Here is a 13494-nt window from a genome sequence, read left to right on the forward strand (position 1 = left end):
TTGAATTCCCTCCAGTTTATCGGGCATGAGGACAATGTTGCCCGTTACGCCACTGTAATCCAAACCGCCGGCGCCTGCCTTGCTGCGGCATGGAACATTTTACAAATTGACGATCAAGAAAGCGCACGCTACAGTGGCTTGAACTTTCCCATACGCAATACTTACAATAATTTATTTACCCAAGCATTTTTTTTCTTTTTCAAAGGCACTCCATGAAAGCATATGCTGGCGATCAACTTGAAATGGGGCCGAGCAAGCCCAGCGGCAAGTGGCGCCATTACAGTTACATCAAGGTCGGCACCGACACCATCAAGAATGTCTACATCAATGACAGATTCGACGTGATCCTGCGCGACCAGGTGCGGCGCGAAGGCCAGGCAACCTTGTGGATCATCCAGTGGGCATTCAGGCCGCTCATCATCGGCATCACGCAAAGCGATGGCCAGACCTTCCGCCAGAGCCTCGCCACGCAGTACGGTTTTGCCGCCCTGTGCGTGGCCGTCACCCTCGGTTGCCTGCTCGCATGGGAAGGGGGAAAATTCCTCCTGCCGCTCGCGCTGCTGGGCGCCTGGCTGACCATCAGCCTGATCAGCAAGATCAGGAAAATCCCGGCCGACCATATTTATTGAAAGCAGCGTTCAGGACCTGGCATGACGTCCATGCACTGGCAAGGCCGTTTTTTGGCATAATGGCTGCAAACAGACAGGTCTCCCATGAACACACTCTCTCCCCGCGCGCCAGCGCAAGCATTCGATGCACCCCATTTTCGGCAGGCATTGTCGCAATTTGCCACCGGCGTGACGGTGATCACCACGCGCCTGGCTGACGGCAGCTTTCGCGGACTGACGGCCAGCTCCTTCAATTCCGTCTCGCTGTCGCCGCCGCTGGTGCTGTGGAGCCTGGGCGAAGCGGCCAACAGCATGCCCATCTTCAGCGGCAACTCGCACTATGTGATCAATGTATTGGGCGCCGGCCAGGCCGAGCTGGCGCAGCGTTTTTCGCGCCGCACGCCCAATCCCTTCGACGACGTGGAATACGAGCTGTCGCGTACCGGCCAGCCGATCCTGAAAGGCGCATCGGCCTGGTTCGAATGCCATAACCGCAGCCGCTATCCGGAAGGCGACCATGTGATCTTTGTGGGCGAAGTGGAACAATGCGCCTACACGGCCCAGCCGCCGCTGATTTTCCATCACGGCAAATTCAGCACCCTGCCTGAATAAGCGGGCCAAAAAAAATCCGCCAGCTGGCGGATTTTTTTGTTGAGGCAAGATCAATAAAACTTGTAACCGATACCGACGCTGACGGCGGTCGGGTCCAGCTTGATGTTCTGCGTCTGGCCGGTCGAAAACTTGGCAGTGGTTTTCAGGTAGGTCTTGATCACGCCCACGTCGGCGAACCAGCGCTCGTTGAACGCCAGGGTCGCGCCCAGCTGGATGCTGCCGGCCAGCTTGTTTTTCAGGCGATACGACGATGGTTCTCCACCCGGATCGAGCAGGGCCGTCATCGCGCCCGAACCGCGTTCCTTCTGGAAGTAGGCATAGGTCAAACCGGCGCCCACGTAAGGACGGATCATGGTGTTGGCTTCGAAGAAGCGGTACTGCATCAGAAACGTCGGCGGCAGCACTTCCGACGTGCCCAGCTTGCCCGTACCCTTGATGGCGCCATCGCCGACCAGGTCATGCTTGTACGGCACGCCCAGGTGCAGCTCGGCCGAGATATTGTCGGTGACCATGTAGGCCAGCGTCAGGATCGGCTTGGTGTCGGACTCGACATCGGCCTTGGTGTTCGGCAAAGCCGGCGCCGTCATGTCGCCACTGGTGACGTGCGGCGTGATCTTGTTGACGCCGACCTTGGCCGTGAAAGTGCCGGCGCTTTGTGCCGAGGCGGCAGACGCCAGCGTCATGGCGGCAATGGCCGCCAGCACCTGGGCCGCGCTGTTGAAACGTTTGTTCATCTTGTCTCCTGATTCATTATGTGCGGATAGTGGTCTATCCAGTCGTCCCTTCATGCGCCCCGGCATGGCCGGGGCGGTGCCCGATTACAGCCAGCCGCGCGTGACCATGTCCTTGGCGACATAACGTGCCAGCAACAGGTTGTTGAACGGCGAAGGATGCACATCGTCGGCATAGGAGTAATGGCTGACGTCGCCAGCAATCAGGTTGCTGCCATTGCACACCAGCGAGCTGCCCAGCGGATTCTTGGCGGCATCGGTCAGGTTGCACGCCGGCTCCTTGACGTTGGTCAGGCCGTACGGGCCAGGATTGGTGCTCTGGTCATTGCTGACGGCAAACACGTCGACGATCAGCACCTTGTCATTGCCGGACAAACCAGTCTTGATCTGGTTATTGAAGGCGCTGACCATGGCGTTGATCAGGGCGCGGGTCGACGCATCCTTGCTCAGGCCCGATGGCGTGTTGGCCACATCCGGCAGATTGTTGACGACCACATGGGTCGCACCCTTGGCAATGATCTGGTCTTTCACCAGTGCAACCAGCTCCGAACCGGCCGCGCCCATGGCGGTAACCAGCGCAGGGCCATTCGCAGTAGCGTAGTCGGCGCCGGCCTTGGCGCCGGCAGCGGTAGCGGCGGTTTGCGCCGTCACCACCATCGGGCCATACACGGCGGCCGAAGCGACAGCCGAATTGCCTGGCTGGACGGCGGCAGTACCGACGGCGGCCTGCACGATGGTGGTCGAGGTGGCGCCTGGGGCGGCGCTGGCCGTACGCACGGCGGCACCAATGGCGGCGGCGGCGGTCGATGGATTGGTGGCGCCGGCGGCCAGCAGCGGTACCAGCGTGCTGGCAAACGTGGCGCTGCCGGCAGCCGTACCGGCGGCGGTGGCAGCCGCCTGCAGCGAGCCCAGCTGGAACAGCGCATCGTTACCGCCGGCCATCACGAACACCACTTCGGTGCCGCTGAATTTACCGCCCGACACGGCCAGGTGATTGGCGATCTGCGTGGCAACCGGTACGGTCAGTGCACCGAGTGCGCTGCCCGTCAGCCGGTTGTTCGGGCCGACCGGATTGGTCACGCGCGAGCCGCCCATGGCATAGCCATAGCAGCCGGTGTGCTTGACGCGGGCCACCGAAAAGCCCTGTGCCGCATTGCCTTCGAGCCCGGTTTCGGCGGCGCATGGCGCCGGCAGGCCGAATTGCGCGGCCAGGTGCTCGGTCCAGTTCTTGCCGGTCAGCTCGGGATTGATGGCGGTATTGTCGCCGTTGATGGTGAATTTGCCGCCTTTCAGGGCAGCAACCGTGCCGACCGCATACGAGCCGACATCGGACAGGCTGTCGCCGAACGAGACTTGTGCCGTGTATTTGACTTTCAGTGTCTGGTCGCCGCCGCTGGAGCCGCCGCAACCGGCCAGGACGGCCGCTGTCAGCGCGGCAAGCGCGAATTTGGTGTAGTGCATTTTGTCTCCTAGTGGGTCTTTTTTTGGTTTTACAAACGAACGGGCGTGCTATTCGCTACCCAACTAATATGCCATCGTTCCGTACGCTTGTATAGAAATTACGGTTGAAAAAACAGCCAAATTACAACAACTTTTTCCATCGCGGCAAGGTCGGGCGATGGCGATAATTATGGCGGAAGAGTCATGATCCGTGGCAATGTTTTGTATTGCGCTGCATCAAGAAAAAGCCCCTTGCGGGGCTTGGGAGGACGTGAATCAGTAGTCGAGGAATTGCTGCAGGATGCCGGTCGAGCCAAAGGCGGCACGCCGCAGGCGGTCGTTGACACCCAGCCAGTCGGGACCGGTGGGCGGCGCTTCGACCAGGATCAGTTCGGCGCCGACCTGGTCCATCGTGCGCAGCGAGGCGTACAGCGCATGGGCGTACGATGCGGGCTCGGCTTCCAGGCGCACGCTGGCCGATGCTGGCGGCAAATCGGAATAGTGTATCAGCGCCACCCGGCGTCCTGCGTTGAGCAGCTGGTTCAGTGTTTCACCGAGCAGATCGCCGTGCTGCATCGCAACAGGAGTATGTGGCGCATAGTGCGAATCGAGCGTGCCGGAGGCGCGCGGCGCAGCCGCATCGGGCAAGGCTGGCAGTTGGCCGATCACAGCAGCGATCTGCTCGCTGCTGATATGGCCGGGACGCAGCAGCACCGGACCGTGCGTGGCCAGGCGCGACAGATCGACGATGGTCGACTCGATGCCGACCTCGCTCTGGCCGCCATCGAGCACCGCGCCCAGCAAACCGCTGTCCAGTTCAGCCTGAAATTCATCGCGCACATGCTGCGCCGTGGTCGGGCTGACATTGCCGAATTTGTTGGCCGACGGCGCCGCCACCCCGCCCTGCCCGCCTTTAAACGCGCGCAATAAATCGATCGCCACCGGATGCGACGGGCAGCGCAAACCCACCGTGTCCTGCCCGCCGGACACCGCATCGGGAATCCGCGCGGCGCGCTTGACGATCAGGGTCAGCGGACCGGGCCAGAAGGCGGCCACCAGTTGCGTGGCCTCCAGCGGCAGGTCGTCGCACCAGTGCGCCAGGTCGGCGCCCGGCGCCACGTGCACGATCACCGGATGGTCGGACGGCCGGCCCTTGGCTTCATAGATGCGCGCCACGGCGGCCGGGTTTTCCGCATCGGCCCCCAGGCCATACACGGTCTCGGTCGGGAATGCGACCAGCGCGCCCGCTTCCAGCAAGGCAGCCGCTGCGCTAATCACGTCGCTCACGGCGCGATCCCCAGGATCAGGCAGGCGGCATGCAATTGCTGCTGCGCTTGCTGCAAGGTAGCGGCCACCAGCGTCAGGTGACCCATCTTGCGGCCACGGCGCGGATCGTCCTTGCCATACAGATGCAGGCAGGCGCCGGGCAGCGCCAGCACCTGGTCCCAGGCCGGTTCGCGCGTGGCATCGCTCTCGTCCACAAACCAGGCGTCGCCCAGGATATTGAGCATCACGGCCGGCGAGTGCTGGCGCGTGTCGCCCAGCGGCAGGCGCGCCATGGCCCGTACCTGCTGCGCAAACTGGCTGGTGACGCAGGCGTCCATCGTGTAGTGGCCGCTGTTGTGCGGGCGCGGCGCCATTTCGTTGACCACCAGGGAACCGTCGGCCAGCACGAAAAATTCGATGCACAGCACGCCTACATAACCGAGCTCGGCCACCATGGCCTGCGCCGCGCGCTGCGCCTTCACGGCACAGTCGGCGGACACGTTCGGCCCTGGCACGGTGGTGGTAAACAGGATGCCGTCGCGGTGCACGTTCTCGGCGATCGGATACACGACCGAGACGCCATCCGCGCCGCGCGCCGTCAACACCGACACTTCATAGGCCAGCGGCAGCATTTTTTCCAGCAGGCAGGTGACCTGGCCCATGTCGGCAAACGCGGCACGCACCTCGTCGCGCGACTTCACGCGGACCTGGCCCTTGCCGTCATAGCCCATGCGCACGGTTTTCAAGATACCAGGCAGCAAATCGTCGGCAATCGCGGCGATGTCCTGCTCGCTGGCGATCACCTGATGCGGCGCCGGCAGCACGCCGGATTTCCCGGCGCAATCGACAAAGAAACGCTTTTCGGCGATGCGGTCCTGTGCCACCGACACGCCATGGGCGTTCGGCGCGACAAAGACTTTTTCGGCCAGCCGCGACAGGCTGTCGGCCGGCACGTTTTCAAATTCGGTGGTCACCGCCAGGCAGCGGGCAGCGAGCGCATCGAGACCGGCGGCGTCCTCATAGCCGGCGTTCACCAGTTGCTGCGCCACCTGCCCCGCAGGGCAGGCGTCGGACGGTTCAAGGACAGCCACCTGATAGCCCATGCTCTGGGCGGCCTGGGCAAACATGCGGCCCAGCTGGCCACCGCCCATCACGCCCAGCCAGGCTGGCGGATTGGCGGCTGGCAAGATCGCAGGCGACTGCGAAGATTGCAAAGAAGAATTACTCATTTATTCCAGCGGTAAAGTCATGGCCTTGGCGGCGGCCGTTTGCGTGGCACGGAACGCTTCAAGCTGTTCGGCCAGCGCGTCGTCGTTGGCGGCAATCATCGCCACCGCCGTCAGCGCGGCATTGGCGGCGCCCGCTTCGCCGATGGCAAAGGTAGCGACCGGCACGCCCTTGGGCATCTGCAGAATCGACAGCATCGAGTCTTCGCCGCGCAAGTATTTCGATGGCACCGGCACGCCCAGCACCGGCACGATGGTCATCGCGGCCACCATGCCAGGCAGGTGGGCCGCGCCGCCGGCGCCGGCGATGATCGCGCGCAGGCCGCGCGCGCGCGCGCTTTTCGCATACGCATACATTTCGTCGGGCATGCGGTGCGCGGAAATGACCTGCGCCTCGAACGGCACGCCGAACTGTTTCAGGATGGCCACGGCGTGCTGCATCACGTCCCAGTCCGAAGACGAGCCCATGATCACGCCGACCAGTGGTTTTTGTTGATCAGTCATCTCAGGCCTTCAGCTTTTCGCCGGTCAGGCGCTCGATCGCTTCGAAGTACTTGGCCTGGGTCTTGTCGATCACGTCGGCCGGCAGTGCCGGCGCCGGTGCCGTCTTGCCCCAGGTCAGTGTTTCCAGGTAATCGCGCACGAACTGCTTGTCGAACGATGGCGGCGACATGCCGGGCTGGTACGAGTCCGCCGGCCAGAAGCGCGACGAATCGGCCGTCAGCACTTCGTCCATCAAATGCATCACGCCATTGTCGTCCAGGCCGAATTCGAACTTGGTATCGGCAATGATGATGCCGCGCGTGGCGGCGTAGTCGGCAGCCGCCTTGTAGAGGGCGATGCTGACGTCGCGCATCTTGGCGGCCAGTTCCGCGCCGATGCGCTGTTCCATCTCGGCAAAGCTGATGTTTTCGTCATGCTCGCCCAGCTCGGCCTTGGCGGCCGGGGTAAACAGCGGCTCCGGCAGTTTTTCAGCCTGTTGCAGGCCTGCCGGCAGCTTGATGCCGCAGATGCTGCCCGTATCCTGGTAGTCTTTCCAGCCCGAGCCGATGATATAGCCGCGCACTACGGCCTCGACCATGATGGGTTTGAGACGCTTGGCCACCACCGCGCGGCCTTGCACCTGCTCCACTTCCTCGGGCGCCACCACCGATTCAGGCGCCACGCCCGTCAGGTGGTTCGGCACGATATGGCCCAGTTTCTCGAACCAGAAGTCGCTCATCTGGTTCAGGACCTTGCCCTTGCCGGGAATCGGCTCGTTCATCACGACGTCGAAGGCCGACAGGCGGTCAGTCGTGACGATCAGGATCTTGTCGTCGCCGACGGCGTAGTTGTCGCGCACCTTGCCGTGGCCGAGCAGTGGCAGGGAATGGATGGAGGTCTGATAGAGGCTGTTCATAGCGGAGGGAGTGGTTTGAATGAAACGAAACAGAAGCGTAACCGGTGCGCAGGACAGTCGCCCACCGGCCGGGAACAACGGGCCGGCGGTTGCGCGCGGCCCGTTCCAGACAAGATTTTACTTCACAATCTGCGACAGCTCGCCGGCCTTGTAGCGTTCGGCCATTTTTTCCAGCGGAATCTGTTTGATTTTCGACGCCTGGCCTTCGCAGCCAAACTGCTGGAAGCGGGCGCGCACGATCTGCTCGGCAGCCAGGCGGGCTGGTTTCAGGTAGTCGCGCGGATCGAATTTCGACGGGTTCTGGAACATGAACTGGCGGATCGCGGCCGTCATCGCCAGGCGGATATCGGTATCGATATTGATCTTGCGCACGCCGTGACGGATGCCTTCCTGGATTTCTTCGACTGGCACGCCGTAGGTTTCCTTCATGTCGCCGCCGAATTCACGGATGATCGCCAGCAATTCCTGCGGCACCGACGAGGAACCGTGCATCACCAGGTGGGTGTTCGGGATGCGCGCGTGGATTTCCTTGATGCGGTCGATCGCCAGGATTTCGCCGGTCGGTTTGCGGGTAAACTTGTAGGCGCCGTGCGAGGTGCCGATGGCGATCGCCAGCGCGTCGCACTGGGTGCGCTGCACGAAGTCGGCTGCTTGCGCCACGTCGGTCAGCAGTTGCTCGCGCGTCATGGTGCCTTCGGCGCCGTGGCCGTCTTCCTTGTCGCCCTTCATGGTTTCCAGCGAACCGAGCACGCCCAGTTCGGCTTCCACGGTGACGCCGATGGCGTGCGAGAATTTCACCACTTCGCGCGACACTTCGACGTTGTACTCGTACGAGGCGACCGACTTGCCGTCCGCTTCCAGCGAGCCGTCCATCATCACCGACGAGAAGCCGGAACGGATGGCGGCCATGCAGATCGCCGGCGACTGGCCGTGATCCTGGTGCATCACGACCGGAATGTGCGGATAGGCTTCGATGGCGGCATCGATCAGGTGGCGCAGAAACGCTTCGCCGGCATATTTGCGGGCGCCGGCGGACGCCTGCATGATCACCGGCGAATTCAGCGCGTCGGCGGCAGCCATGATGGCCTGCACCTGCTCCAGGTTGTTGACGTTGAAGGCCGGGATGCCATAACCGTTTTCGGCGGCGTGGTCCAGCAATTGACGCATGGATACGAGAGACATGGTATTACTCCAGATAACAATAGAAACTGTGGCGACGCTTCGCGGCAGGATAAGCCGCGCCGGCGTCTGAATTTACCTCACGCGTGGCTCAATCGTATTCACCCACGCGTACAATTTTCAATGCATTCGTGCCGCCGGCCTGCCCCATCGGCGAGCCCCAGGTGACGACGATCATGTCGCCCTTTTTGACGATGCCATTGGCAACCAGCAAATCTTCGGCCTGTTTCAGCACTTGCGCGCTGCTGCCGTTTTGCAGCAGGTGGTAGGCGCGCACGTTGCGGTACAGGGCGGCCTTGCGCTGCGTGGTCACGCTGGGCGTCAGGGCAAAAATCGGCGTGTCGATGCTGTGGCGGCTCATCCACAGCGGGGTCGAACCGGATTCCGTCATCGCCACGATGGCTTTCACGCGCAGGTGGTGCGCGGTAAACAGCGCGCCGTAGGCGATCGACTGGTCGATGCGGGTAAACGTGACGTTCAAAAAGTCAGCGTCGAGCTTGTTGTATTCGGACTGTTCCGCTTCGACGCAGATGGCGGCCATCATTTCCACCGTCTCGATCGGGTAGCGGCCCGAGGCGGTTTCGGCCGAGGTCATCACGGCGTCGGTGCCGTCCAATACGGCGTTGGCCACGTCGGACACTTCGGCGCGCGTCGGCACGGCGTTGACGATCATCGATTCCATCATCTGCGTGGCCGTGATGGCCAGCTTGTTCGAGGCGCGCGCCATCTTGATCATGCGCTTTTGCAAGGCCGGCACGGCCGCATTGCCCACCTCGACCGCCAGGTCGCCGCGCGCCACCATGATGCCGTCGGAGGCGTCGAGGATTTCTTGCAGCACAGGAATCGCTTCGGCGCGCTCGATCTTGGCGATCATCATCGGCTTGTGGTGGTACGGCTCGCCGGCGATATTGGCCAGCGTGCGCGCCATTTCCATGTCGGTCGCGCTTTTCGGGAAGGAAATGGCCAGGTAGTCGGCCTGGAAGCTCATCGCCGTCTTGATGTCTTCCATGTCCTTGGCCGTCAGCGCCGGCGCCGTCAGGCCGCCGCCCTGGCGGTTGATGCCCTTGTTGTTCGACAGTTCGCCACCGATCTTGACCACCGTGTGGATCTCGTTGACCACGATGCGCTCGACGATCAGCACGATCAGGCCGTCGTTCAGCAGCAGTACGTCGTCCTTGTTCAGGTCGCGCGGCAAGGCCTTGTAGTCGAGGCCGACGCGTTCCTGGTTGCCCAGCTCGCCATTCTCGCCCCACTTGGCGTCGAGAATGAACTTGTCGCCCGCTTCAAGCTGGATGCGGCTGTTTTCAAACTTGCCAACGCGAATCTTCGGACCCTGCATGTCGGCCATGATGGCCACTTCGCGGCCGCATTCCGCCGCTGCCTGGCGCACCAGCGCCGCGCGGTCGATATGGTCTTGTGCCTTGCCATGGGAAAAATTCAAACGCACCACGTCGACGCCCGCCCGTATCATCTTGACCAGGATCGCCAGGTCGGTGGAGGCAGGGCCGATGGTTGCTACGATTTTTGTACCGCGTGGCATAGTATTCCTTGTGCGTGAGCAAGAGGTTAGAGCATATTGACCGGGCGCTTGCGCGGCCCGGCAAGGTAAAAGCGCAGCGGTCAGGCTGCGCTTGGTGCAATAATTATTTCATATATCAAGACACCTGAGAAAACCGTAGCGAGCGGCAATGAGTTGTGGCTGAGAGGCGGAGCTGTGCGCAGGCACAGTGAGCATCGGAGGCCGCAAATCATGACGCGCAGTAGGTTTAATCAGGTGTCGTGGCGCGCTGCATCAGGACCTCGACTGCTGGCAACGTTTTGCCTTCCAAGAATTCCAGGAAGGCGCCGCCGCCGGTCGAGATATAGCTGATTTTATCGGTAATGTCGTATTTTGCAATCGCCGCCAGGGTGTCGCCGCCACCGGCGATCGAGAACGCTTTCGACTCGGCAATGGCCAGCGCCAGCGTCTTGGTGCCATGGCCGAACTGGTCGAATTCGAATACGCCGACCGGGCCGTTCCAGACGATGGTGCCGGCCGCAGCGATCTGATCGGCCAGCAGGGCCGCCGTTTTCGGGCCGATATCGAGGATCATGTCGTCGTCCGCCACGTCGGCCACGTCCTTGACGGTGGCCGTTGCGGTTGGCGAAAATTCCTTGGCGCACACCACGTCGACCGGAATCGGCACCTGCGCGCCGCGCCGGGCCATGATGTCGATGATGGCTTTCGCTTCATCGACCAGTTCCGCTTCCACCAGCGACTTGCCGACGTTCAGGCCAACGGCCTTCATGAAGGTGTTGGCGATGCCGCCGCCGACGATCAGGTTATCGACCTTGTCGGACAGGGCCTTGAGGATGGTCAGCTTGCTCGACACTTTCGAGCCGGCCACGATGGCCAGCAGCGGCCTGGCCGGCGCGTGCAGCGCCTTGCCCAGTGCGTCCAGTTCGGCGGCCAGCAGCGGGCCGGCGCAGGCGATCGGAGCGAACTTGGCGATGCCGTGCGTCGAGGCTTCGGCGCGGTGCGCGGTGCCAAACGCGTCGTTCACGTAGATATCGCACAGCTTGGCCATTTTTTGCGCCAGCTCATCGCTGTTTTTCTTTTCGCCCTTGTTGACGCGCACGTTTTCCAGCAGCACTACCTGGCCGGCTGCCAGGGACTCCAGGCCGGCGCCATCGATCCAGTCCTGTTTCAATGCCACTTCCTGGCCCAGCAGTTCGGACAGGCGGGCCGCGACGGGCGCCAGGCTGTCGGCCGGCTTGAATTCGCCTTCGGTCGGACGGCCCAGGTGCGAGGTCACCATCACGGCAGCGCCAGCGTCGAGCGCGGCGCGGATCGCCGGCACCGAGGCGCGGATGCGGGTGTCTTCGGTAATCTTGCCACTGTCATCCTGCGGAACGTTCAGGTCGGCGCGGATGAACACGCGCTTGCCTTGCAGGGCGTTTTGGTCGATCAAATCTTGCAGACGGATGAAGTTGAGAACAGCTGACATGGCGATCCAGATGACGAGTGGAAGGAAGTGCGCTATTTTACCGCAAGCACCAGCGCAATTCGCCGATTTGTCCCGCTTTACTGAAAAACATGCAACAAACGCAATCCCGTGAAAACCAGCATGCCAAACACGATGGTTTGCAGCATATTGCGGCGTAACAGATAAAAAATCGTGGCGGCGATGCCGGACAACAATTTCAAATTGAGCGGGTCGAACTGCATCTGCGCGCTGTCCATCAGCAGGTCGGGCGCGATAATCGCCGCCAGCGCACAGGCCGGCGCAAAGCGCAGCATCTCGTTGACACGCTTCGGGATCGTGATGTGATGCCCCACCAGCCAGAAAGTGCTGCGGGTGGCGGCCGTGGCCAGTACCAGCACCACGATGGTGGCCCACACGTCAAAGGTATTCATGTCGATGGCATCAGGCATGTTTTTTCGTCCATTTTTCCGTCAGTTCTTCCACCGCCATGGCCGTGACCATGCCGGCCAGCACCGCCACCAGCAGGCCCAGTTTATACGGCAGGCGGAAGGCGGCCACCGCCACCGCGCCCGACACCAGCACGCCGCACAGGGCCGCGCGGCCCAGCACCAGCGGCACCGTCACGCAGATGATGGCCAGGGTACCGGCAAAGCCCAGGCCCCATTCGGCGGGAATCGCGGCGCCCAGGAAAATGCCGGCCAGCGAGCCCACCTGCCAGGCGGTCCAGTTCGGATAGATCAGGCCCTTCAGGAACGGCACCTTGCCCGGATCGGGCGTTTCCAGCGGGTAGCGCTGCAGGAACAGGCCGACCGCGATATCGCCGGAAATATAGCCGAGCGCAAAGCGCTGGCGCCATGGCAGGTGGGCAAAATGCGGCGCCAGCAGCGCGGAAAAGATCACGAAGCGCAGGTTGACCACCAGCGCGGTGGCAAAGATCACCCAGATCGGCGCATGCGCGGCCAGCAGCGGCAAGGAGGCCAGCTGGGCCGAGCCGGCAAACACCAGCAGAGTCATCACGCTCGCTTCCATGACGCTCAGGCCGCTTTTGACCATGGCGATGCCGACCACCATGCCCCAGGCCGCAATCCCGACCAGGGTCGGCGCGCCCAGCAGCAGGCCTTCGCGGAACGACTGGCGTTGCAAGGAGGTGCTCAAAGGGCACCTCCGGCGGGAAAGTGTAGTATTTGCACAACGATGGTGCAGGCCAAAGGCATCGTGCGCGGCGATGAAAAGACGGTATCAGGGTTCATGGTGGCGGCCCGCGCGCCCGCTTTTCGTCTGAAAACGGCGGCTTGCCCTAGCGGATCAAGCCGCCATTCTACGGATGAATTTTACTGGCTGCGCGAATCCGTTAAAATCGTGGTTTTCGCAGACGCCTTACCCATATAACTTTAGCCTCACGGAGCATGACAAGATGACAAACACCACCCAGCCAGCGGTCGAACTCGACGGTAAAGACCTGCCAGCCCACTGCCCTAACCCGGCCATGCCGCTGTGGTCGTCGCATCCGCGCGTGTTCCTGGAGTTTAACAACCACGGCGTGGCCAAGTGCCCGTACTGCGGCACGGCCTACACTCTCAAGGCAGGCGCCAGCGCCGGCCATCACTAATCCGCCCAGCCGCCCAGACCGGAGTCGTCCATGAAAAGTGTGAAGGAATTGAATGGCAGCGCCGCCGAAGTCGAAGCGGCTTTCTACGATGCCCTGAACCGCGCCGACCTCGAGGCGCTGATGGCGCTGTGGGCCGACGATGAAGAAATCGTCTGCATCCACCCCGGCGGCGCGCGCCTGATCGGCCATGCGGCCATCCGCGCTTCGTGGGAAACCATCCTGCAGGGCGGCGGCCTGCATATCCGCGCGACCCAGCTGCACGAAACCCATAACCTGATGAGTTCGGTCCACACGGTGGTCGAAGGCACTACCGCCAGCGAAGGCACGCCGGCGCACTTGCTGGCCACCAATGTCTACGTCAAGACGCCGCGCGGCTGGCGCATCGTGCTGCACCATGTCTCGGTCGCCCCCGGCGGCGCACCATCGGACACGGCCGGAGCGCAGATCCTGCACTAACC

16 protein-coding genes are annotated in these 13494 nt (G+C 62.5%); 5 read left to right on the top strand and 11 right to left on the bottom strand.

Going from position 1 to position 13494, the window contains the following annotated elements; translation table 11 throughout:
- From RTQ46_RS03600 to RTQ46_RS03610, 3 genes are all read left to right on the top strand, one after another.
- Positions 1 to 216: a hypothetical protein gene (locus RTQ46_RS03600; protein WP_312434658.1), complete on the top strand. Its 216-nt coding sequence runs from the start codon at positions 1 to 3 to the stop codon at positions 214 to 216.
- On the top strand, positions 213 to 629 hold the full coding sequence (locus RTQ46_RS03605) for a hypothetical protein (RefSeq protein WP_312434659.1): 417 nt from the start codon (positions 213 to 215) through the stop codon (positions 627 to 629). Before RTQ46_RS03600 ends, RTQ46_RS03605 begins: the two co-directional genes overlap by 4 nt.
- Positions 630 to 713: 84 nt before the next feature.
- Positions 714 to 1220 carry a flavin reductase family protein gene (locus RTQ46_RS03610; RefSeq protein WP_312434661.1) on the top strand — a complete coding sequence of 169 codons (507 nt, stop codon included), beginning with the start codon at positions 714 to 716 and terminating at the stop codon, positions 1218 to 1220.
- A gap of 50 nt (positions 1221 to 1270) precedes the next feature.
- On the opposite strand, the gene RTQ46_RS03615 is transcribed toward RTQ46_RS03610, so the two are convergent.
- The 11 genes from RTQ46_RS03615 to RTQ46_RS03665 form a co-directional block, all read right to left on the bottom strand.
- The gene (locus tag RTQ46_RS03615; RefSeq protein ID WP_312434662.1) at positions 1271 to 1954 is read right to left on the bottom strand and encodes an OmpW family outer membrane protein; all 684 of its coding nucleotides are present in this window, start codon (positions 1952 to 1954) and stop codon (positions 1271 to 1273) included.
- A gap of 84 nt (positions 1955 to 2038) precedes the next feature.
- Entirely contained in the window at positions 2039 to 3412 is a 1374-nt protein-coding gene (locus tag RTQ46_RS03620) for an SGNH/GDSL hydrolase family protein (protein ID WP_312434663.1), read from the bottom strand.
- 255 nt (positions 3413 to 3667) lie between these two features.
- Entirely contained in the window at positions 3668 to 4678 is a 1011-nt protein-coding gene (locus tag RTQ46_RS03625) for an L-threonylcarbamoyladenylate synthase (protein ID WP_312434664.1), read from the bottom strand.
- A complete protein-coding gene (locus RTQ46_RS03630) occupies positions 4675 to 5886 on the bottom strand; it encodes a 5-(carboxyamino)imidazole ribonucleotide synthase (RefSeq protein WP_312434666.1) in 1212 nt (403 codons plus the stop codon). Before RTQ46_RS03630 ends, RTQ46_RS03625 begins: the two co-directional genes overlap by 4 nt.
- Complete coding sequence (purE, locus tag RTQ46_RS03635) at positions 5887 to 6387, bottom strand: 5-(carboxyamino)imidazole ribonucleotide mutase (protein WP_312434667.1); 501 nt, start codon at positions 6385 to 6387, stop codon at positions 5887 to 5889.
- Position 6388: 1 nt separating this feature from the next.
- A complete protein-coding gene (locus tag RTQ46_RS03640; protein ID WP_312434668.1) occupies positions 6389 to 7282 on the bottom strand; it encodes a phosphoribosylaminoimidazolesuccinocarboxamide synthase in 894 nt (297 codons plus the stop codon).
- Positions 7283 to 7399: 117 nt separating this feature from the next.
- Positions 7400 to 8464 (bottom strand): class II fructose-bisphosphate aldolase, encoded by a 1065-nt coding sequence (fba, locus tag RTQ46_RS03645; protein WP_308924218.1) that lies wholly within the window; start codon positions 8462 to 8464, stop codon positions 7400 to 7402.
- Positions 8465 to 8552: 88 nt separating this feature from the next.
- Positions 8553 to 10001 carry a pyruvate kinase gene (gene pyk, locus RTQ46_RS03650; RefSeq protein ID WP_312434669.1) on the bottom strand — a complete coding sequence of 483 codons (1449 nt, stop codon included), beginning with the start codon at positions 9999 to 10001 and terminating at the stop codon, positions 8553 to 8555.
- Positions 10002 to 10227: 226 nt separating this feature from the next.
- Complete coding sequence (locus tag RTQ46_RS03655; RefSeq protein WP_312434670.1) at positions 10228 to 11448, bottom strand: phosphoglycerate kinase; 1221 nt, start codon at positions 11446 to 11448, stop codon at positions 10228 to 10230.
- A gap of 77 nt (positions 11449 to 11525) precedes the next feature.
- Entirely contained in the window at positions 11526 to 11876 is a 351-nt protein-coding gene (locus tag RTQ46_RS03660) for an AzlD domain-containing protein (protein ID WP_409518294.1), read from the bottom strand.
- The gene (locus tag RTQ46_RS03665; RefSeq protein WP_312434671.1) at positions 11869 to 12582 is read right to left on the bottom strand and encodes an AzlC family ABC transporter permease; all 714 of its coding nucleotides are present in this window, start codon (positions 12580 to 12582) and stop codon (positions 11869 to 11871) included. The genes RTQ46_RS03660 and RTQ46_RS03665 overlap by 8 nt, the downstream gene beginning before the upstream one ends.
- A 259-nt stretch (positions 12583 to 12841) precedes the next feature.
- Between RTQ46_RS03665 and RTQ46_RS03670 the strand changes: the two genes are divergently transcribed.
- A complete protein-coding gene (locus tag RTQ46_RS03670; protein WP_312434672.1) occupies positions 12842 to 13036 on the top strand; it encodes a zinc-finger domain-containing protein in 195 nt (64 codons plus the stop codon).
- Positions 13037 to 13066: 30 nt separating this feature from the next.
- Positions 13067 to 13492, top strand: a complete 426-nt coding sequence (locus RTQ46_RS03675; RefSeq protein ID WP_312434673.1) for a nuclear transport factor 2 family protein — start codon at positions 13067 to 13069, stop codon at positions 13490 to 13492.
- Positions 13493 to 13494 lie beyond the last annotated feature (2 nt).

This window comes from Janthinobacterium sp., from assembly GCF_031995485.1.
GTDB lineage: Bacteria > Pseudomonadota > Gammaproteobacteria > Burkholderiales > Burkholderiaceae_D > Janthinobacterium.

Bases quoted from the DNA above. Each gene is read 5' to 3' on its own strand.
- fba (WP_308924218.1), bottom strand. From the start codon at position 8,464: ATGTCTCTCGTATCCATGCGTCAATTGCTGGACCACGCCGCCGAAAAC.
- RTQ46_RS03655 (WP_312434670.1), bottom strand. From the start codon at position 11,448: ATGTCAGCTGTTCTCAACTTCATCCGTCTGCAAGATTTGATCGACCAA.
- purE (WP_312434667.1), bottom strand. From the start codon at position 6,387: ATGACTGATCAACAAAAACCACTGGTCGGCGTGATCATGGGCTCGTCT.
- RTQ46_RS03620 (WP_312434663.1), bottom strand. From the start codon at position 3,412: ATGCACTACACCAAATTCGCGCTTGCCGCGCTGACAGCGGCCGTCCTG.
- RTQ46_RS03605 (WP_312434659.1), top strand. From the start codon at position 213: ATGAAAGCATATGCTGGCGATCAACTTGAAATGGGGCCGAGCAAGCCC.
- RTQ46_RS03630 (WP_312434666.1), bottom strand. From the start codon at position 5,886: ATGAGTAATTCTTCTTTGCAATCTTCGCAGTCGCCTGCGATCTTGCCA.
- RTQ46_RS03610 (WP_312434661.1), top strand. From the start codon at position 714: ATGAACACACTCTCTCCCCGCGCGCCAGCGCAAGCATTCGATGCACCC.
- RTQ46_RS03660 (WP_409518294.1), bottom strand. From the start codon at position 11,876: ATGCCTGATGCCATCGACATGAATACCTTTGACGTGTGGGCCACCATC.
- RTQ46_RS03670 (WP_312434672.1), top strand. From the start codon at position 12,842: ATGACAAACACCACCCAGCCAGCGGTCGAACTCGACGGTAAAGACCTG.
- pyk (WP_312434669.1), bottom strand. From the start codon at position 10,001: ATGCCACGCGGTACAAAAATCGTAGCAACCATCGGCCCTGCCTCCACC.
- RTQ46_RS03675 (WP_312434673.1), top strand. From the start codon at position 13,067: ATGAAAAGTGTGAAGGAATTGAATGGCAGCGCCGCCGAAGTCGAAGCG.
- RTQ46_RS03640 (WP_312434668.1), bottom strand. From the start codon at position 7,282: ATGAACAGCCTCTATCAGACCTCCATCCATTCCCTGCCACTGCTCGGC.
- RTQ46_RS03615 (WP_312434662.1), bottom strand. From the start codon at position 1,954: ATGAACAAACGTTTCAACAGCGCGGCCCAGGTGCTGGCGGCCATTGCC.